The 19,546-nt window shown below is 38.6% G+C and carries 17 protein-coding genes; 9 read left to right on the top strand and 8 right to left on the bottom strand.

Annotation, left to right across the window (positions count from 1 at the left end):
- Window positions 1-197 precede the first annotated feature (197 nt).
- From DK846_RS04195 to DK846_RS04185, 3 genes are all read right to left on the bottom strand, one after another.
- Window positions 198-1,541: a hypothetical protein gene (locus DK846_RS04195; RefSeq protein WP_219970614.1), complete on the bottom strand. Its 1,344-nt coding sequence runs from the start codon at window positions 1,539-1,541 to the stop codon at window positions 198-200.
- Window positions 1,542-2,196: 655 nt separating this feature from the next.
- On the bottom strand, window positions 2,197-3,417 hold the full coding sequence (locus DK846_RS04190) for an ABC transporter substrate-binding protein (RefSeq protein ID WP_109967635.1): 1,221 nt from the start codon (window positions 3,415-3,417) through the stop codon (window positions 2,197-2,199).
- 273 nt (window positions 3,418-3,690) lie between these two features.
- Window positions 3,691-5,553 carry an amidohydrolase gene (locus DK846_RS04185; protein WP_109967634.1) on the bottom strand — a complete coding sequence of 621 codons (1,863 nt, stop codon included), beginning with the start codon at window positions 5,551-5,553 and terminating at the stop codon, window positions 3,691-3,693.
- Between the two features lie 355 nt (window positions 5,554-5,908).
- On the opposite strand from DK846_RS04185, the gene DK846_RS04180 reads away from it, so the two are divergent.
- Window positions 5,909-6,289 (top strand): methyltransferase family protein, encoded by a 381-nt coding sequence (locus DK846_RS04180; RefSeq protein WP_181391617.1) that lies wholly within the window; start codon window positions 5,909-5,911, stop codon window positions 6,287-6,289.
- A gap of 278 nt (window positions 6,290-6,567) precedes the next feature.
- The gene (locus DK846_RS04175; RefSeq protein WP_109967632.1) at window positions 6,568-7,200 is read left to right on the top strand and encodes a flavodoxin family protein; all 633 of its coding nucleotides are present in this window, start codon (window positions 6,568-6,570) and stop codon (window positions 7,198-7,200) included.
- A gap of 39 nt (window positions 7,201-7,239) precedes the next feature.
- Here DK846_RS04175 and DK846_RS04170 read toward each other — a convergent pair whose 3' ends face one another.
- Window positions 7,240-7,788 (bottom strand): chemotaxis protein CheW, encoded by a 549-nt coding sequence (locus tag DK846_RS04170; RefSeq protein ID WP_109967631.1) that lies wholly within the window; start codon window positions 7,786-7,788, stop codon window positions 7,240-7,242.
- Between the two features lie 21 nt (window positions 7,789-7,809).
- A complete protein-coding gene (locus tag DK846_RS04165) occupies window positions 7,810-9,918 on the bottom strand; it encodes a HAMP domain-containing methyl-accepting chemotaxis protein (protein ID WP_109967630.1) in 2,109 nt (702 codons plus the stop codon).
- Window positions 9,919-10,545: 627 nt separating this feature from the next.
- Here DK846_RS04165 and DK846_RS04160 point away from each other — a divergent pair.
- The 6 genes from DK846_RS04160 (at window position 10,546) to DK846_RS04135 (ending at window position 16,928) form a co-directional block, all read left to right on the top strand.
- Window positions 10,546-10,983 carry a methyltransferase family protein gene (locus DK846_RS04160; protein ID WP_109967629.1) on the top strand — a complete coding sequence of 146 codons (438 nt, stop codon included), beginning with the start codon at window positions 10,546-10,548 and terminating at the stop codon, window positions 10,981-10,983.
- 65 nt (window positions 10,984-11,048) lie between these two features.
- Window positions 11,049-11,714, top strand: coding sequence for a 4Fe-4S dicluster domain-containing protein (locus DK846_RS04155; RefSeq protein ID WP_109967628.1), 666 nt, complete (start codon window positions 11,049-11,051; stop codon window positions 11,712-11,714).
- 977 nt (window positions 11,715-12,691) lie between these two features.
- Window positions 12,692-13,549, top strand: coding sequence for a HAMP domain-containing protein (locus DK846_RS04150; RefSeq protein ID WP_181391616.1), 858 nt, complete (start codon window positions 12,692-12,694; stop codon window positions 13,547-13,549).
- Window positions 13,546-13,767 (top strand): hypothetical protein, encoded by a 222-nt coding sequence (locus DK846_RS04145; RefSeq protein ID WP_109967626.1) that lies wholly within the window; start codon window positions 13,546-13,548, stop codon window positions 13,765-13,767. Before DK846_RS04150 ends, DK846_RS04145 begins: the two co-directional genes overlap by 4 nt.
- An 83-nt stretch (window positions 13,768-13,850) precedes the next feature.
- Window positions 13,851-15,341, top strand: coding sequence for a PAS domain S-box protein (locus tag DK846_RS04140; protein WP_181391615.1), 1,491 nt, complete (start codon window positions 13,851-13,853; stop codon window positions 15,339-15,341).
- Window positions 15,342-15,458: 117 nt separating this feature from the next.
- Complete coding sequence (locus DK846_RS04135) at window positions 15,459-16,928, top strand: methyl-accepting chemotaxis protein (protein ID WP_109967624.1); 1,470 nt, start codon at window positions 15,459-15,461, stop codon at window positions 16,926-16,928.
- 306 nt (window positions 16,929-17,234) lie between these two features.
- Here the strand turns inward: DK846_RS04135 and DK846_RS04130 are convergent, their stop codons facing one another.
- The 3 genes from DK846_RS04130 to DK846_RS04120 are packed head-to-tail and all read right to left on the bottom strand — an operon-like array spanning window position 17,235 to window position 18,564.
- Window positions 17,235-17,474: a hypothetical protein gene (locus DK846_RS04130; RefSeq protein ID WP_109967623.1), complete on the bottom strand. Its 240-nt coding sequence runs from the start codon at window positions 17,472-17,474 to the stop codon at window positions 17,235-17,237.
- Entirely contained in the window at window positions 17,471-18,022 is a 552-nt protein-coding gene (locus DK846_RS04125) for a hypothetical protein (protein ID WP_146201118.1), read from the bottom strand. The genes DK846_RS04130 and DK846_RS04125 overlap by 4 nt, the downstream gene beginning before the upstream one ends.
- A 32-nt stretch (window positions 18,023-18,054) precedes the next feature.
- Entirely contained in the window at window positions 18,055-18,564 is a 510-nt protein-coding gene (locus DK846_RS04120) for a hypothetical protein (protein ID WP_109967621.1), read from the bottom strand.
- Between the two features lie 578 nt (window positions 18,565-19,142).
- On the opposite strand from DK846_RS04120, the gene DK846_RS04115 reads away from it, so the two are divergent.
- Window positions 19,143-19,517, top strand: a complete 375-nt coding sequence (locus tag DK846_RS04115; RefSeq protein WP_146201117.1) for a hypothetical protein — start codon at window positions 19,143-19,145, stop codon at window positions 19,515-19,517.
- The last annotated feature ends 29 nt before the right edge of the window (window positions 19,518-19,546 follow it).

Genomic DNA, 19,546 nt, shown 5'->3' with positions numbered 1-19,546 from the left:
ATTCAATTTTATATATAATGAATAAACCCGATTATCTTCGGGTTTGGAAATTTTGGTAGTCCGGGTTATTGTATCTGAATAATCTGATCGAATAGATACATGATGCCTGTTTTATTTTTAGTTCGATTGGATAATTTCAAAAATGCCTGTGATATGAATTAGTATTTTAAAAAAAGATGGATTATTTTTTGGTCAGATTATGTGTATTTAATCCGAATCGGTCCTGAGAATGAATTAAAGAGTAATTCTCCTTTCTCAAGATACTGAAGAATTGCATATGCCCCGTTTCCGAAGTTAACATCTCCAAAGATTGTCTGATGAGTTGTCTCTCCGGTGTTCCAGTCTAGACCAAGCACTTCCCATCCCTGTGGTTCACGATACCCGTTGATTAACGCCATGTTACCTGCTTTACTATAAATCGGGACCATGCTTGTCGATGAAACATCAGGTCTTGCCCATACTGATGACCATGAATGTGTTTTTGTATTCCATTCAAACCGTTCAGCACCATATGAGGTCTCATATGCCGGACCCATAAGAGCGACCTGAAGGACCTTATTTTGATTAATCATTTCAGGGCTGACATTTACAGGCATATTGTTTACGACAAATGCTCCGTATCCTGAAACAACGACTGACTGCTCAGATTGTATCCATTCTGGAAGAGTTATGAATCCACAGGTTACAGGAATCTGGCCTGCGATCCGTTCAGTACCTTCTGGGATTTCATCACGCCAGAATGCAGTCAGATTCATCTGCTTGGCACCATCGGTAATGACTACCAGTTTATCTGATGCATTTCCAAAGCCCATGAGTGTCGGGGTAGATCCAGTACCAACTCCGACTTTAATGACCGGTGGCTGCTCTGAATGGGTATATGGGGCAGACCAAGCACCATCTGCTTCATCTCCTGAAAGTTTCGTTCCAGTCCAGACCAGTTTTCGCATGATTTTGTCGCTGGCAACATATATGCTGCTGTTCTCATCTACTGCCGGAGAATTGCTGAGGAATTCAGTATCGCTAAACCGATACAGTGAGGCAGTAGAAACATCAAGATTTCTATCAATTACTGCCACTCCGTCACTGAATGTAATGATCAGGTGACCGTCATATGTCATTGCCAGTCCAAACAACAATGTTCCGTTTGGATAATCATCACCCTGTATTGCAGTTAATACGTTTTTAAGTTCGTAGCGTTTTATTATACCTGCTGCTGGATTTTGTGGATCTTTTAATGCAAAGGCATACAGATTTCCACCAAAGTCTGAATATAGAGTATTTTCGTTATCAACTACTGAGTAAAAACCGTTTTTGAACCGTAAATCATAATTTGCTCCAAATAAATTAAGCAGCGTTTCATTCATGGAGGTCGTGTTCATTCCAACAGCAGTCATTTTTCCAAAAGCGGTAAAATTTTCGTCCGGAATGGCTGGCAGCTTGCCTTTAGTTGCATCAGCAAGAGCTTCGTAACTGGAAACAGGTGTCAGGTTGTCTCCTGCGACATTTACATAAGCTACACGGTTTGTACCTACGGCCCACATGTAATTCTTGTCTGTTGAAGCAAGAGTAAGTATGTTAATTGGTCCTCCAGGAACTACCGGTTCATTTGTCGGGTCAATGTTATACTCTCCTTTAGGTGGTCCGTATGGAGTACTGTCACTCTGTGATGAATCAAAGTGAGTAATTGCATAGAGGGGAGCTGCTAAGTACGGATTAACCGGAGGTATATTGTCAAAACCGGTTTTATCTTCATTACTGATTTTATTAATCGCTGTGGAATTATTCGCTGCAGATACACATTGGAATGTTCCTAAAAAAAATACTACACATATTAGCAGTAATAATGCTGCTCTTTTTGTTGTACTGACTTATGAAAACATGTTTTTGCTATTCATATACTAATCCACGTGTAGCATATAGATATGTCATGTATTTAAGGATCATTCTTTGACATTTACGAAGTTCTAGTTATACTTTTTTAATATTCTGTCATTATCTTACTATTGAAAAATTATATGGTTCTATTTATTTAAACTCTAAAATATGAGAATTCTGTAAACTCTCTTTTTTGCATCTATCTAATATAATTTTTAAAAATCTGAAAAACTTTTCTCTGAAAGAGATATGTCACTTTTTCTGCAGTTTAGGGCTAACAAAAAACGAAAGTCCAAATAAAAAGTGAGTTTAGTAAAAAAGTTATGTGGTTTTAGTCTTCATCTCTATTACCGGACCTGCCATCTGGTTTACAAACCGCCCGATCTTGGTCCATCCATAGGTTCCATTATTATCTTTTATAGTCCAGAAATCTATGTTTGCAAATTTCCTATCCCCTGCATCTGTAACAGATGTATACCCGGAAATTCCATAGAAGTGGTTGGCATTATCGATAAAAACAGATCGGTAATCCGGATTTCCCGGGCTCATAATATTTGTTAGTGCTGCAAGCTGCACGGCATCATCGATAACAACTGCATAAGGAGTTGGTTTTATGCCGGTAGCAGTCTGCAATCTCTTGGAAAATTCCATAAACTTTGGTTCATTTTCCATTTCTCCATAAATTGTTGCTGTAAAGTTGGTCTTAACTGCAAATTCTGCAACATTTTTGTTTTTCAATGGTGAATCTGACAGAGCAATTCCATCAGTGCCCACCCATGAGACAGTACTGAGATCCTTGTTTTTTGAGGCAGTGTTAAGAATCTCTGTTGCCTCGTCAAATCCAATGATCAGAACTGCTACCCCGGATTTCTGGTTTATTGATTGAACAGTCTGGGCGATTTTATCAACAGTTGTGTCAAATTGATTTGTTCCAGCCTCGTACATGATCGGGTCTGTCAGAGTAAAGTTCCCGGTTTTTGAAAGATTACTCATGAGATCATACAGGTTTTGTCCATACACATCATCTCTTACAACCGGAATGATTGTAGTGTAGTTACTTTTCTTAAACAATGCCTGTATTCCGAGTGCCTGGATTTTATCGTCAGGACATAGTCTGATGATTGTGTTATCCTCGCTGGAAATTCCCGGTGTTGTACTTCCATAACCAATCAGGACGGTGTTGGAATCTTTTGCAGTTTTCTCAAGAGCCTTCATCTCTTCAGAAGTCAACGGACCGACAATGAAATGAGTTCCTTCCTTTATCATCTCGGTCCCGATTTTCTTTGCGATATCAGGATTTGTCTCAGTATCTACAATGTTGAGTTTTACCTGATAAGGGAGTCCAAGTGAAGTATACTTGGAATTCAGGTCATCAGCTGCCATTTCCATTGCTGCCTTATAAGAAGGACCATGTGCTGATCCGTTCCCGGTTAATGGAAGAAGGCCTCCAATGACTATCGTCTGTGTCTGGTTCTCTGCTAATACAAATCCGCAGAGAAGAGATAAACAGATGAAAATAAAAAGTGGACGGTAGAAATCCATATTGTCTTTTTTATTTACAGGTTGTTTATACGTTTTTATTCGAATCTGCTAGGATTTGCATGATTCCAGTCTTTATTACTTAATTAAATGTGTAACAGAACAACACGCAACAAGAAATATTCTCTCAATAAGATGCAGGAAAAAATGTCTCTGAAATTCCTGTATCTCAAAACATAAGATTTCTCAAAAATCAGGTCTTTAATTGGATATTGTAGAATAAATTAAAGAATATTTCATGCCTGAAAAAGTTCTACAACTTTCAGGTTTTATACGTCAGGAGGTGAAGGCCTGTGGGTCTTCAAACACCTTTTTCCCCTCAAGATATGTTGCAATCACATGAGCTTTGTTGATATCTTCTGGTGGCAATGAAAAAAGATCTCTGTCTAATACGATAATGTCTGCAAGTTTTCCCGGTTCTAGTGTACCTGTATAGTTTTCCATGAAGTCAGCATATGCCCCCGTATATGTTGCAGATTCAATCGCCTGTTTCAGGCTAATCCGCTCTTCAGGTCTGTACGGGATTGTGTATGTTGAATTTGAGGGGAGAGGAAGTCTGGTTACCGCAGTTCGTATACCATCAAGCGGATTATATGTCAGATAATCTGTTCCCACCGGCCAGTCAGATCCAATTGCAACCGGGATGTCATTGTCCAGGAGAGTTTTGAGCGTATACATATGTTCTGCCCGTTCTTCTCCAAGATACGGGAGGGAAACATTCTTGAAATTATCATCATAATAAAACCAGTTCGGCTGGAGAGATGCTATTATATGAAGGGATTTGAGCCTCTGTATATCACTGGAATTGATGAGTTGTATATGTGATATTTTATGTCTTGCATCCCTCTCTCCGTTCTCTGTCTGTGCATTTTCATAGGCATCAAGAGATAACCGAACTGCTCCATCACCAATAGAATGAATATCTATCTGAAACTCATTCCTGTCCAGGAGCGAAATCATCTGGTTGAACTCTGAGATATTCCAGTTTATCATTCCGTTTGTGTCAGGCTTATCAGTATATGGGGAGAGGAGATATCCGGTATGGCCTTCTACAACACCATCGAGAAATAATTTTCCTGTTTGAAGTCTGAATAATCCTTTTGTATCTCTGTATTCGGATATATTTTCCAAAGCAATAGAATCAGGGGGTATATTCGAGTCTGTCTGGCTGGAATTGATGTTTGTATGCAAGAGATTCAAATCAGAATAGGTATTGAAAATATCCTGCTCAAGTTCCATCAGAGCCATCTGTTTCTGACCAAGTTCAGGAACAGCAACAATTTCTCCAAAGATTCGCACTGGCAGTTTTCCCTGGCTCTCAAGATGCGAGTATGCTGCTATCATCTCCGGAGTCAGTGCTGCATCATCTGCAGTTGTTATTCCATATGATGCAGCCTTTGGCAGGATTACATTGAGTTTGTCCTCAATTTGCTTTGAAGAGAGAGGAGTTACTCTAATGGTTACAAGATTTGTAGCTGCAAGTTCTCTGAGAACTCCTGTTGGCTGGCCGTTGCTATCATGCTCTATCTTTCCACCCTGGGGGTCTGGAGTTTCTGCTGTAATGTCAGCTATTTCAAGAGCTTTTGAGTTTACCCATGAAGCATGCCCATCAAATGATGTGAGAATTACCGGTTTATCAGAAATGACTGAATCAATGATGGCTTTATCGGGTCCTGATTCAGTAAATAGAAAATAATTCCATCCGTAACCTCGAATAACATCCAATTCCGGATGATCTGAATTATAATCTGCAAGTAATTTCTGAACTTCACTAATTGAATGACAGTCAGAAAGATTTACTCCAAAGGTAAGTTCGGCTGATGCTCCAAAATGAATATGCGAATCAATGAATCCGGGAAGCACCATTTTGCCAGAGAGATCCTGTACACGTGTTTTTGGTCCGATAAATTTTTGGATATCCTGGGATGAATTAACCGAAAGTATGGTATTGCCTTTTATTGCAATTGCTTCAAGGGGGTGGTCAGACCAGTCAGTATTCTGCTCTACAGTATAGACTGATCCGTTGAGAAGAACGATATCTGCATATGGCCCGGTGTCTGCTTGTACCGGTATAAATGTCAGGGATAGAAATGCAATACAAATGAGCAGAATTAACTGACCTGAATATTGTTTCAGCATACAAGGTATATGATAAGAATTTTGATATAATAATTATCAAACAGTAGTCTGATGGATAGAACGATAGGCAATATTTCCCCCAATAGTATTACATATCGTCTAAAAAGAAAGCATTGTAGAGATCTTAATACTATCACTATAACCCTGATATCATCTAATGATTTATAAGATATCAAATTGAATGTACTCTCAATACTCGTTATCGCTATCTGGCTATTCTTTACCGTATTCTGGATTTCAACAGCATTTTATTATCGTTCACCATCTGGAAAAATTTTTTCAGGGGTCTTTTTCCTCCCACTGTTTATTATTTTTTATCGTATGGTACCTGAACACCAATGCAGGGTCTGCTTTTTTGCCAATTCTCAAGGATAATGTTCTCATATCTCTTGCCGAATTCATAATTACCTGCATTGGTTTGGGATTTGCCTGTTTTGCAAGAGTTCATCTTGGCAAAAACTGGAGTAGTATTCCTGAGGTTAAAAAAGAGCATACTCTCATTAAATCAGGCCCTTATCAGATCGTCAGGCATCCCATCTATACTGGATTTCTTGTTGGAATAATTGGTTCTGCTCTGATGATTGGATCATTTCTCTTTTTCTATATATTAGTCGTAGTTCTGATTGTTTTCATAATAAAAATCAGAATCGAAGAAAAACTTATGCTGACCAGGTTTCCTGATGAATATACCCAATATAAAAAAGATGTAAAAGCCCTGATCCCATATATTTATTAATTTTTTTAATACAAAAGCGTTTGAATTTTTGTACATTGAATCTGAATGTTTTTAGATAATATCCAGATTCGGCCATCTGTAACCGGTTTCAAAATATATTGTCTCCATTTATCAGAAATAGACGAATAGAGCCTAATCTTTGATCAGCCGTTCAGTAAAGATGGTTTCAATTTTTTTAAACCCGATACATGTAGAAAAATCTCCAGGGAAGATAAAACTTGACGTCTACCTATATACAGGATCTCCACCGAACAATACACATACCGGGAGAAATACCTATGAAAGTTTTATTGGTAAACGGGAGCCCTCACAAAAAGGGATGTACCTCTGTTGCGCTGGCAGAAATTGAAAAGACATTACAGGAAGAAGGAATCGAAACAGAGCAATTCTGGCTTGGTGTAAAACCAATTGCCGGTTGTATTGGATGTCTTAACTGTGCAAAATCGGGAAAATGCTTTTTTGATGACTGTGTAAACGATTTTCTTGAGATCGCTCCAGGAGCAGACGGGTTCATTTTTGGATCACCGGTGCATTATGCAGCAGCATCAGGGGCAATCACATCCTTTCTCGACCGGGTTTTTTATACCGATGCTCACTCGGGCAAGCAGTCTTTTTACTTAAAACCGGCTGCTGCAATTGTTTCAGCAAGAAGGGGAGGAACAACTGCTGCCTTTGATCAACTGAACAAATATTTCACAATCTCTGAAATGCCTGTAATTTCTTCATGTTACTGGAATATGGTTCACGGAATGAATCCTGAAGATGTTATGGCTGATCTTGAGGGTCTTCAGGTTATGCGGGTGCTCGCAAGAAATATGGCTTTCTTCTTGAAGTGTAAAGACGTGGCTATAAAATCCGGGATTTCACTTCCAAAACGAGAACAACGGATTTTTACCAACTTTATCAGATAATCTCTTATTCTTCCTTTTTAAAAAAGTGAGTATAGTGTATCAGAGTTCGCTTTTTATCGAATCACGAATCTTCTGAATATCAATCCACAGAACAAGTTTCTGCCCTGATGCCTTATTTTGTCTGATAACACCGAGAATAAATCTGTTTGAATGAGATACATCTTCTGCATCACGTTCAATATCTGATGAATGATGGGTACTTACAGAATATACATCATCAACCAGGATTCCGACTGGTTTTTCTGACGGGTTGCTATCCAAAATAATTATCCGTGATTTCTTTTTCCCTTTTTCTGTTTCTGGAATCTGTAATAATATTTTCAGGTCAACAATCGTGGTAATCGTTCCCCGAAGATCCATCACTCCCCTGATATATACCGGGGTGCTTGGAAGAGGTGTAATTTCTGTTGGTGTAATAACCTCCTTTGTATTAAACAGGTTAATTGCGAAAAACTCAGTTCCAAGTGTAAATTCTACAAATTGAAGATACTCTATATCTTTCTTTTTTGAGGTTTCTTTTTTTGAAATAGAGTGAGTGTTGTGATCAGTATACTTACTCATGCCTGATTCAATCTCTGATAATTCCATGTTCTCTCCAGAATATCTGTTTTAACCGTTCAATCGAGTAACTGATTCATCAATCCGGGTTGCTATGACTGAAAGGTTACTGATAATTTCTGACACCTGATTGAGAGCAGAAGCAGTCTCCTCTGTTGCTGCTGCAGTGCTCACTGCTTCTTCTGCTGTCCCGGTTGCCATATCTTTTACTTCAGATACACTGGACGTTATCTCTTCAACTGCTGCAGACTCTTCTTCAGACAGACTGGCGACTTCTGTCATATGCATTGAGATCTCTTCAACCTGCTCTGCCATGTGATGGAATAACTGGATAGTTTCTGTTATTGCAGATGATCCCTTAGAAACTTCTGTAGTTGCGAGATCCATTGCACTTGCTGCCCGTTGAGACTGTTGCTGAAGAGAAGTAATGATCTTTGAGATATTTTCAGCAGATCCCTGTGATTCCTGTGCAAGAGTCTTAACTTCGTCGGCCACAACAGCAAAACCCATTCCTGCATCACCGGCTCGGGCTGCTTCGATAGCTGCATTAAGAGCCAGAAGGTTTGTCTGATCTGCTATATCGCTAATAATTACAACAATTTTGTTGATCTCATTCATCTGGTCTCTGATTTCATTGATGATTACACCAACATCATTCACAGCCCCATTAATTGATGTAATTCCACCTTCAGCTATTGCTGCCTGTTTCACTCCTTTAGTAGAAATTCCGTTTGCTTCCTGTGTTAATCTGTTTACTGAATCGACTTTTGAGGCAACAGATGCAACAGACCTGTTGAGTTCTTCCATTGCACCAAGGACCTGGTTTACAGCATTGACACTTTTATCTGCATTTGCACTTACAATTCCTGAGCTCTGTGCAACAGAGGCAGAGCCCGATGTAATTTCTTCCACACTTGCTGCCGCTTCTTCTGAAGATGCTGAAAGAGCACTAACCTGTTCAGATATATTTTTTATTGCAGTAGAGAGTTCAAGTCCAATGGTGTTGAGACCTTCTTTAAGTGCAATTAAGTCTCCTTTTACAACGATCTCCTCATTAAACCGTGCTGAAAATTTGGCATGTGAGTAGAGATCAGCGACTCTGAGCGCTTCATTGAGCGGAGTTGTAATGGCATCAAGCATATTGTTAATACCGATAATGATATTCTGATAGGCTCCTGTAAACCTGGTTGTTTCACCGCGTTTTTTAAGGCGTCCCTCTTCTGCTTCAGAGATGAGTATCCCAACTTCACCAATAATATCGTTAATCGCACCAATTAACTGGTTGAAGGCTGGTGCAATTTCATCCTTTTCATCCTGTGCTGTAATTGAAAGTGAGATATCTCCCGCTGCTATCTGTTTCATTCCTCCAATTATGACAAACTGGAGTTGATCTGAAAAACTGTCCATGGCAGTAGTAAGTTCACCGATTTCGTCTTTTCGTGTCATCTTCAGTCTGTTGCCAAGATGACCGGTGCTCATCTCTTTCATCATGAGAACACCTTGTGCCAGAGGCCCGGTGATACTTTTACTTATGATCAACCCGAGAGAGAATGCTGCAATGGCACCTATAATAATTGATACAATAAGGAGGATAATACTCGATGATACTGTATTTGCACCCTCTTGAGATAATTCCTTGGCATCATTGATATTGAGTGTAATCAGTTTATCGAGTGCACTGGAAAAGGCTTTTCTCTCGTTAACCAGGTCTCCGGTTGTCAGTTCTGCTAGAGCTTCATCTGTCTTTCCCGAATCAACGAGATTATAAAAATTGACAAGGGCAGCTTTGTATTTTACCCATGATTTCTTGCCTTCATCATATATGGCATGTTCATTTTCCGTTGCCAGATATGGCTCATACGATGACAAATCATCATCTATGACTTTCATGAGATCGGTGCCCTCTTGTCTGTTGGTATCCCGCGTTGAGATTATCGCCAGATACCCTGTGGGATTTCCTCTGATATGCCAGAGATCAGACTGGGTTCTTTCAAGTATATCTGTCGGGATCAATTGTTGACTATACATCTGGTTGAGGTACCCGTTTGTGGTTGACACCCCGGAAAATCCGACTATTCCAACGATAATCATTATGAGAACCACAGCGAGGAAAGAACCAATAAGTTTGGGTCCGATTTTTATATCATCTAACGTTTGCATAATATCATTTGCTCAAATTGTAACCGGTTGCTCCGCTCTTTCGATCTCAGTTTACCTGGCGGAATAGACATGCCAGGGTAATTCCTGAAGGATCCTTCATGATGATCCAACCCCCCGATTGGATCATCCTGGGCAGCTTGTTCGATGTGTACAATTAACCCATTACGTGTAACTAGAAATTAGTGTGATGATAATAATACTGTGGATTTTTTTCGCCCCATCCAGTATTATAGAATACAGAGTATTGGTTGTATCAGGATAAATGCGGCGTCAACGGCGCCATTAGGAATATTATTAAATATCGTGTGTTGAAAAATCTTTGAAAATTCTTCAATATCATGTTTAATTTTTAATTAAACCAGGCTATTGTGTGATTTATCAAATATCTGTATATGATTCTTACACTAAATAATACTTTGTTGAAAGAACGAGTATTTATATCGGAAATCAAATTTCGGATTTAATTATCAGAGAGATTGAGATAACTAAAATGGATATTTATCAGAAAACACTAGCAGGAGAATTCTATATTTTTGCGATTCAAATATATATGTGACTCCATAAACCCGTATAACAGAATAAAATTTTCATGCACTCGTGTGTAAAGGTTTAATTAGGGTCAGTTCTATGGCAGATGGTCAATCATATTTTCTTTTAATGCTCGGTTTGTCAGTTCTAGCATATTTTGGATTTAGCACTCCTCCAATAATTAATACACCGGTCACATATCTCGGCCTGTTATTTGTCATTGCCGGATTATTCCTCTGTTGCTGGACCCGATCGGTCCTTATAAAAAACCACACAACACTATCGCCATTTGAAATACCCGGGGCACTTGTGACATCCGGACCATTTAGATTCAGCCGTAACCCGGTATATCTTGGAATGGCAGCAATATTACTTGGAACTGCTATTCTTATGGGAACCGGCATTTCGTTTATATTTCCTCTATTATTTATTGTAATTATGGAGGTCAGATTTATTCCCCTTGAGGAAAAAACTCTGGAGAGAGTTTTTGGAGAGGAATTCATACACTATAAGCGTACAGTAAGAAAGTGGATATGATCTTTCTATGCGGAATAATTAATACAATTTCATATCGTGAAGATCTTCATTGAGGAAAAGGAAAAATGGATTTCGAAAAACCTATGGATGAATACCTGAAAGGGTATGTAGACAAATATGACAAATGGAGAAAAACCGGAAGTTTTACTACCTCCTCCCGGGTCTATCCTGTTTGTGAATCATTTAAACCTGAACAATGGGTGATGCCATCAGATCAGGTTCTTACTATACTCAAGGAATCCCGTTCATTTGCATTAATTGACTGTCTCTGCCGAATTCATTATAACCGGTGCGACAAACCCAGGGATGTCTGTCTGCTCATAGATGATCTGGCAGATAAAATGGTATCTTTAGGAAAAGCAAAATATCTCACTTTATATGAAGCATCAGAGCGATTAAAAGAGGTAGACAAACATGGCCTTATTCATATGGCACTGTTTATGCCAGGTCATAAGATCTATGCACTCTGTAGTTGTTGTGCCTGCTGTTGTCACGATCTTCAACTTGTGATCAACTATAACCGTACAGATCTGATAGCCAGATCTGACTATGTGGCTGAAACAGATTCCGGTCTATGTACTTCATGCGGTGATTGTATCGTAAGATGCGTATTTAATGCAAGGAAAATAACTGATAATACCCTTCTGTATCAATCAGACCGGTGTCTTGGCTGTGGACTTTGCGTTTCTGTCTGCCCTACACAGGCAACAGTAATGAGAAAGAGAATTTGAATAGATCAGATATCAGAGTTCTTTTTTTGAAAAAAAACTATTTGTTGGATTTACAGTCCCATGTGAAGTGTTTTTTCATTTGAGTCAACGAGTATAAAGGCCAGTTTCATAGAATATAATAGTGTCCAAATCTGGTTCCCCAGGAATTAAAGAAACGAAAAAGGAATTGAAAATCGCGAAATTTTATGAACAATTTAAATAATTGGACCTCCTTGGACAGTCTCATCAGGTTTTTATTATTCATTAGACGGAAGTATTACCTATTTGATGATGAATTACCTGGATTAAATAATCCTTAAAATAATTTTCGCAACGGCTTCAATGATTGTTGTGGAATAATACACGATATCGATAGATAAGAAAAAGCGCAGATAATTATTTGCATCAATATTCTGAATTCAATTGAATTTAGGGTGTTTATCCATATGTTTGTTAATTCTTTCAATTTTTAGTTAGTTCAAGTAAAAAATGTTTTTTAATATATTTCATTGAATATTTTTTATTTTTCTAGTAATTAGTTTCTATATAGAGCAAGAAAACATTCTTTTATCAGGTAAACCCTTTCTGGTAATCTGGAAACCAGAACTCTTTTAACCCATTCTTTTTTATATTTATTTTCTAAATACACAGTTAGAAATCATGCACTTATGTGTGATTATCTTACTGGTTACATTGCTTTTGTATGTACAACGTACGGGTCAGTTTTTTCTGGAGCAACTACGCCGATTTCTAATTATTCCTTTGAGACTATCGTTTCATTTCCCCTTTTTGATTTTTGAACATACCTTCACCGGGAGTAGTTTCAGAGGATTAAAAGAGTACTCAATTACATGTTATGGAATACCGGGGTAGTCAAAAGGGGTATAGAGATGAAGACAACAATTTTAACAAAACTTCTTGTTGTAATGCTGATACTGACTTTGGTTCCTCTTGGTATCATGGGATACCTGGCTTTACAGGATGAGAAAGCTATCGGCATGAATGCTGCGAATAATGCCCAAAATATGGGCGATGTTGCAATTAATGATAGTTCGAAAGCTTTGATGGATCTTGGTGAAAAACTGATTACTCAAAAAGCCATAGATACAGCTGCCCAGGCAGCAATATATATCAAAGCAAATCCGACTAAAACATTGAGTGATCTTCAAAACGATACAGAATTTCAAAAAATAGCGGTCCAGAAATTAGGAGACAGAGGATACGTTTGCACTGTCGAATATGACAATATATCTTCCATTATTCGATTCCATCCAAACCCGAATTTAATAAATTTTGATACCGCTCCATTTAAAGTGAAATATCCGTCTTTTTGGAAAGTAGTTGAACCAACAATAAATGGAACACCTCATGGGGGATATTATGACTGGCCTGATCCAGATGGTGTAACAAGATCTAAATTCATGTACATACAACCCATTGGAGTTCCCACTGCTGATGGAGTGATGTTACAATCTTCCGCAACGACGTATATGGAAGAATTTACTGTCCCATCCACACAACTCAAACAAAAACTCAATTCTTCCATTCAGCACACGGTAAATGATATAAAAATTGCAACAGAAAGCATGAGTTCCAGCAATACTATTCTGTTGATTACAATTATCACCATGATCATTGTCATTGTCATTGTATGTGTAATGGCCATGAGCATTTCAAGACCAATTAAAAAGCTGACAGTGATTGCTGACAAAATAAGCATGGGTGATCTTCAAACAAAAATTGATGTTCACACCAATGATGAGATAGATGATCTGGCGGAATCCTTCAGGCGGATGATTAATGCTTTCAAGATTATGGTCTCTATGCAGGAAGATAAGGAGGAGGAAGAAAAATGAGTCTAGATGCCGATATTACAACCATACTGGCAAAAAGTATCGGTCCTTCTGCACCGATTTTTCTCAAGCAGGTATGTATGAAGATGAAAAAAACACCTGCAGAACTCACCAAAGCCGATATGAACGTACTTATTGATTTAATTTATGAAGGGGTTAAGAAGACGCTGGGTGATGAAACAGCCCTGAAGATTAAAGAAAATTTGAAGGCCATGAAATAAAAGCTTCCTGCTTTTAACTTAAGAATACACGGGAATATCTTAAAACTATGATTAACGTTTGTCATTCAATGGGTTCCATAAAAATGAAGAAACATCCATCTAAAATTCCCATGATAGAAGATAAGCAACTCAGATCTTTTTATGATACATTCCCAATTGGCCTGTATAGGACTTCCCCGGAAGGTTGTATTCTGGACTGTAATTCTGCTTTATTACAACTACTTGGGTATCCTGATCGGGATACCCTGATGGCAGTTCCCCTGAATTCATTATATTATCATCCAGAAACACGGACAAAATGGATGCAGATGATAAACCATGATGGGATTGTACGTAACTTTGAAACACAACTTATAAAATATGATGGAACTCGCATCTGGGTAAAAAATACCGGAAAAGTATTTTTTGATGAAAACGGGGTAGTCAGTTATTACGAAGGGAGTATTGAAGATATATCTGAGCGGAAACAGATGGAGGATGACCTGAAACGCTCGAATGAAGAACTTCACGCAAAAACCAAAGAATTACTATTAAAAGATGAAGAAGCACGGAGAAATTATCAGGAATTACTTAAAAAAGAACAGGAACTTATCTCGATCATGGAACGGAATAGCACAATTCTTGATGCTATACCAGATATCATGTTTATTATTTCAGATGAAGGTGTATTCCTTGATTCCCATATTCCAAAATTGTCATCATCATCAGACTTGAAAGACTTTGTCGGTAAAAATATACAGACAATTGGCCTTTCAAGAGAAATGATTGATATTTTTGAGCAGAAGATTACCCAGACTCTCAAGAATAAGGATTTATGTCAGTTTGAATATGAGCATATTTTGTCAGGCCATAGAAAATACTATGAAGCACGTCTCAAGATCCTAAATGAACACCAGGTACTCGTTATCGACCGGGATATTACTGATAGAAAGGAACAGGATTTAAAAATCAAGGATGCTATTTCCCAAATCAATACAAATATGGAAACTCTTTCTACTTTGAATGATCAGATTCGAAATCCTCTTACCATAATCAGTACACTCACAGATGACATAGAGAAACCTATTGCGGATCAGATCAATCAACAGGTGGATGCTATTGATCATATTATCGACCTTTTGGATCAGAGATTGATCCGATCAGAAAAAATCCGGAATTTTCTGTTGAAACATTATTTGATTCCAATTAAACAGTTAACCGAGGTAGCAAACCGGGTAAGTATGGGAGATCTTGATGTAGAGGTAGAAAAGATCTCTTTTGAAGAAATTGATGAATTGACTGATTCATTCAAACGGATGATTAATGCATTTAAAATTATGGAGGCAATTAATTCTCAATTACAAGGGGATGAGGAAAAATCAGAGAAGAATCTGAATTATTTAATGGAAGAGTATGTAATACCAATTCAAAAACTTACAGATGTTGCCAAGCAGGTTAGTATGGGTGATCTAAGTGCCGAGATTAATGTCGAAACCAGGAATAGTGAGATTGGGGAATTGGTCGAATCTTTCAAACGTTTAATTAATGCATTTAAGATCATGAATGCTATGAATCAGGAGGTTAATAAGGATTAAAAGGTCAGATTACTTGAACTTGAATATTGTAGTTATTAAATGATATATAATATTGTCCAGTTCGAGTTGGTTTTTATGTGAAATGGTTCTGTCCGTTATAACGTGAGGAAGTAGTAAATGTCTAATCCTGAATTAATTTTTTCTGGAGACTGTAAGAACATACTTGATGCACTCCCTCAGGCGATTCTGATTATTCAGAACGAAGTGCATGTATTTTGTAACCATTCTGCATTAACTCTATTCCATGCCAGTAATATTGCCGATATCATCGGAAAGAAACACGAAATCATTAGTTCTTCAACACAAACAGATGGAAGATCGGTTGAATATTTGAATGGAGTTATTTTTCCCCGGGTCCTTTCAGGCGATTCTGATACTGTTACGTGGAATTATAATGATCGTACAGGATATTCCTTTACGGCTGAATCCTTTTTTACCAAAATCACATGGAAAGAGTCTCCCGGAATTCTTGTAAGTATCATACCGCAAAAACCTAAAGAAACGGGAGAAAATGCATATGAGTTGAGTATTACTGACCTTGAAAAGAGTCTTCAGGCGGTATCTTCTGGGGATCTGACCCTCTTGGTATCGATTAATGACGGGGATCCTCTCTCACGGATAAAGACTGACTATAATAATACTATTATGTATCTCCGTGATGTAATTGAGAAGATAAGGCAGAAATCTGCAATTCTCGAGAAGATGATCACTGAGATCTCATCAGCTACAGATCAGGTTGTAGGGGTAAGCCAGAAGGTATCCGAAACCGCACATTCAACAGAACAGAAGATAATTCAACAGCGGGAAAATGTCAATAATATTGAATCAAAAATCAGTGACCTCTCAGCATCTATCGAGGAGATTGCCGGGAGTATCCAGGAGGTACGGAGTCTGACCAGTGATGTACATTCCATCGGTCAGGAAGCAATCCAACTCGGAAAAAACACCTCAAAGAAGATGCAGAAGATCGGGTCAATCTCCAAAGAGGCTGTAGACCAGATCACTGAACTTACCGTTCGTGCTGCAGAGATAGCTAAATTCTCAAGACTTATAGGTGAAATTGCCAGCCAGACAAATCTTCTTGCTTTAAATGCTGCTATTGAGGCAGCACGGGCTGGAGAACATGGAAGGGGCTTTGCTGTAGTTGCTGGTGAAGTGAAATCTCTAGCCCTTGAATCACGGGAGGCTACCGGAAAGATAGGTGAAGTAATTGAGGGAATCGTCAGAAGTACTGAGAAAACTGCAGCATCCATCACGTCAGCTCATGAAGAAACTATGAGTGAGATAGAGAATGTCGACAATACTATTGCCTCGTTGAACGGGATTGTTTTGACGATTGAGATGACAGTCACCAGTATCTCTGATATTTCTAAAGCCGCTGATTCACAGGCAGATGACACAACAATGGTTAACAAGGATATTCAGGATCTGTCACGACTCATCAACGATGATGAGAAAGAAATGGACGAACTATCAGATCTGGCAGAAAAATCAAATACATCTGTGGAGGAAATGGCAAATGGGGCGACAAAGATATTGTCATTGGTCAAGGATCTACAGGTAATGATGTCACATTTTAAGATTTAACCATCTTATTATTATTTTGAATAGATTTCTGACATTTTTTTCTACAATTGATTGTGTCATTACTCATTTTTCACCATTTTCAAATAATAAATACTGGTTTCTATTTGATATTTAGTTTAACCTTGTCTTGATGGTTGGTTTTAACGAATCCATGACCTATCTTTATAGGAATTTGTATTTTTTACATAAAAATAGCAGTTCCACAATAATTTTTACGATGAAAATGTACAGATGGTCAACAGAAGGGTAAATAGTAATCATTGATTAAGATAAGAAATGCAATTCAACCAAAAAAGTTGACCGAAGTCAGATTCTTCCGGTCAGAGCAGTGAGTCTGCTCACATGATCCATTGAGAAAGCAGCGAGTGAGAGGAGATCAGTCTGTATCGACCCATCCTCCTGTTCTTCAAGTGAAGTGAGTATTATCCCTACAAATTCGATGGATTCTTCTAACAAAGAGATATACCGCCGGTAGAGTATGTATAATACAATCAGGTTGAATGCACATGCACTGATAGCACCTCCTGATATCAGTTCAAGGATCAAATTTTCCCCCCGTTTTTTAAAAGATCCCTGATTGTCATGTTTCCTGAGATAAACCCCTGACTTATCATACTCCTGTTTCCATTCATCTGTGAACCCATGAAGACCATGCCTGATCCGTTTGTTTCCATCATATCAGAGAATGATTGTCCGACTTTTCGTGATGATTTGACCTCCCCATGTTGCAGGATTCCGGATATTACACTGGATGCTTCAGCGAGAATCTTATCATCAGTTTCGTCTAGAAATGAACATCTGGATTGTATATCCGAATTTTTTACAGCACCTGAAACAAATTCAGTGAATAACACCGGTCCGGTCCCAGAAACTGAAAGATCTTCATTGATATCAATGCCATTTTCACTGGTTCTACTGACTTTTGCAGAATCAAGGGCCATCACTCTTGATATCATTGATCCGTTCTCGTCTGAACCGGCAGATGAAAGCATCACTGATCCATCAGAAGTAATTGTCGTTGCGTGATATTCTGCTCCAACAAGTCCGGCAATAAGCAGGAATATTAATCCTGCTATGATGTAACTCCCTTTCATGTTTCCCCCCGGAAATGAAAAAAAATTACCAATCATGCCAGAATAGCAACAGTATCTGCCCAGGTTTCAAGTCCGGTCCGGATGGTATCAGCCTCATAACTGGAGAGGTTGATACTATCACGTTTAAACGTCACCGAATAGAGTTCTCCATTGCTTGCATGACATTTGAGTGTGCAACTGAAGGTATCTTCAGAGCTGTCACGTGATGCTGAAACACCAGAACCCATTGCAGTAGTGATTGCAGCATTGCCCGTGATCTGGGTTACTGCAGTGTTTACTGCTGCCATTGAAGGTCCACGGACAGGAATCTTTCCAATCTGTTTTGCCTCTGAATTTTCATAGGTAACTGCTGCAGCATACGTCTCTTTTGTCTTTTCTACAGCAGGTTTGGTAACTCCGACCGACTCATACGCTGTACATCCCCATGGATTGTTTTCAACTACATCCTGGATGAGTGCGCTAAAGGAAGCATAGTCCGAGATCGGTGCAGTTAATTTTCTGGTTGCAGACTTTACAACGCTTTTTTGTGTGAAATCCCCCATCTTTTTCACCCTGTCGCTCTTCCTGCGACACTATGGGGTAGGTCACGAGTATATAAAGTATTCTGGGTAGGGGGGGAAACGGGCTCAAATATATAGTCAGAAACGTGATTGGAGGTCATACAAGATCACCTGCTCTGGCATTTCGTTCCAGGCATGTTATTTTGGATATTATGTAAACATGCGCAAATATCTGGTTCAGGTAAAAAATCGTAATCCGATAAACATTATATGTACATATATATTTCGTCAACTTTTCAAGATTATTTCAAAACATTTACGAATGTCTCAGGAAGACTATGTGTTCGGTGCCAGATTTCTGGTATCAATTGAAACGAACGCATTTGAACAAGAGTAAACGAGGTATCATCATGACACCAGGAATTGTGATATGATAGACTTGTACTCCCCGGGAGTTATTTTCGCTTGCAGGCTTTGTAACTTGGGGAGTGATCATGTTTTATCGGCTGGTCTGTTAAGAATATCTGTCCTGTCTGGTAGGATAAGAGGAAAACTGATAAACCGGGTTGGGTTTTTCATTGCTCACGGCTGGAGATCAGGCGCTCCAGGGAGAAGAGTGGATGAGCCCATCATATGAGTATCAGAATAACAGAATCGCCGAGTACGCAGTCAGGGAGTATCTGAAAGGACAGGATTATCACGTTGTCAGGATAACAGAACGACGCCCCGGTTCTATTCCGTTTAATCTAATTGCATGGAGATTTGATGAACTTATTTTCATCAAGGTAAAATCCATCAGGCGTGATCTTACACGAAAGTGTTTTCGCAGAGAGATCATCGAACTTTCTGAACTCTTTCGCAGTAATACAATTCCCGGTTTGATTCAACTCTGGGTTTTTGAGGATTCTGCCTATAAAGCATATCAGATTCATGCAGGTGGAGCGGTACGAATTGGAGAGTATAAAATTAGAGAGTATAAGGATGTCAGGTCATAATTTACATAGATCTGATGTTCAATCCTTGT

This window comes from Methanospirillum lacunae, from assembly GCF_003173355.1.
GTDB lineage: Archaea > Halobacteriota > Methanomicrobia > Methanomicrobiales > Methanospirillaceae > Methanospirillum > Methanospirillum lacunae.
This window is presented reverse-complemented; position numbering and strand designations above follow the sequence as displayed.

Excerpts from the sequence above, each read along its gene's own strand:
- DK846_RS04185 (WP_109967634.1), bottom strand. The coding sequence starts at position 5,553 with ATGCTGAAACAATATTCAGGTCAGTTAATTCTGCTCATTTGTATTGCA.
- DK846_RS04155 (WP_109967628.1), top strand. The coding sequence starts at position 11,049 with ATGGATTTCGAAAAACCTATGGATGAATACCTGAAAGGGTATGTAGAC.
- DK846_RS04175 (WP_109967632.1), top strand. The coding sequence starts at position 6,568 with ATGAAAGTTTTATTGGTAAACGGGAGCCCTCACAAAAAGGGATGTACC.
- DK846_RS04150 (WP_181391616.1), top strand. The coding sequence starts at position 12,692 with ATGAATGCTGCGAATAATGCCCAAAATATGGGCGATGTTGCAATTAAT.
- DK846_RS04115 (WP_146201117.1), top strand. The coding sequence starts at position 19,143 with ATGAGCCCATCATATGAGTATCAGAATAACAGAATCGCCGAGTACGCA.
- DK846_RS04195 (WP_219970614.1), bottom strand. The coding sequence starts at position 1,541 with ATGTGGGCCGTAGGTACAAACCGTGTAGCTTATGTAAATGTCGCAGGA.
- DK846_RS04140 (WP_181391615.1), top strand. The coding sequence starts at position 13,851 with ATGAAGAAACATCCATCTAAAATTCCCATGATAGAAGATAAGCAACTC.
- DK846_RS04135 (WP_109967624.1), top strand. The coding sequence starts at position 15,459 with ATGTCTAATCCTGAATTAATTTTTTCTGGAGACTGTAAGAACATACTT.
- DK846_RS04145 (WP_109967626.1), top strand. The coding sequence starts at position 13,546 with ATGAGTCTAGATGCCGATATTACAACCATACTGGCAAAAAGTATCGGT.
- DK846_RS04170 (WP_109967631.1), bottom strand. The coding sequence starts at position 7,788 with ATGGAATTATCAGAGATTGAATCAGGCATGAGTAAGTATACTGATCAC.
- DK846_RS04190 (WP_109967635.1), bottom strand. The coding sequence starts at position 3,417 with ATGGATTTCTACCGTCCACTTTTTATTTTCATCTGTTTATCTCTTCTC.
- DK846_RS04165 (WP_109967630.1), bottom strand. The coding sequence starts at position 9,918 with ATGCAAACGTTAGATGATATAAAAATCGGACCCAAACTTATTGGTTCT.
- DK846_RS04160 (WP_109967629.1), top strand. The coding sequence starts at position 10,546 with ATGGCAGATGGTCAATCATATTTTCTTTTAATGCTCGGTTTGTCAGTT.
- DK846_RS04125 (WP_146201118.1), bottom strand. The coding sequence starts at position 18,022 with ATGAAAGGGAGTTACATCATAGCAGGATTAATATTCCTGCTTATTGCC.
- DK846_RS04120 (WP_109967621.1), bottom strand. The coding sequence starts at position 18,564 with ATGGGGGATTTCACACAAAAAAGCGTTGTAAAGTCTGCAACCAGAAAA.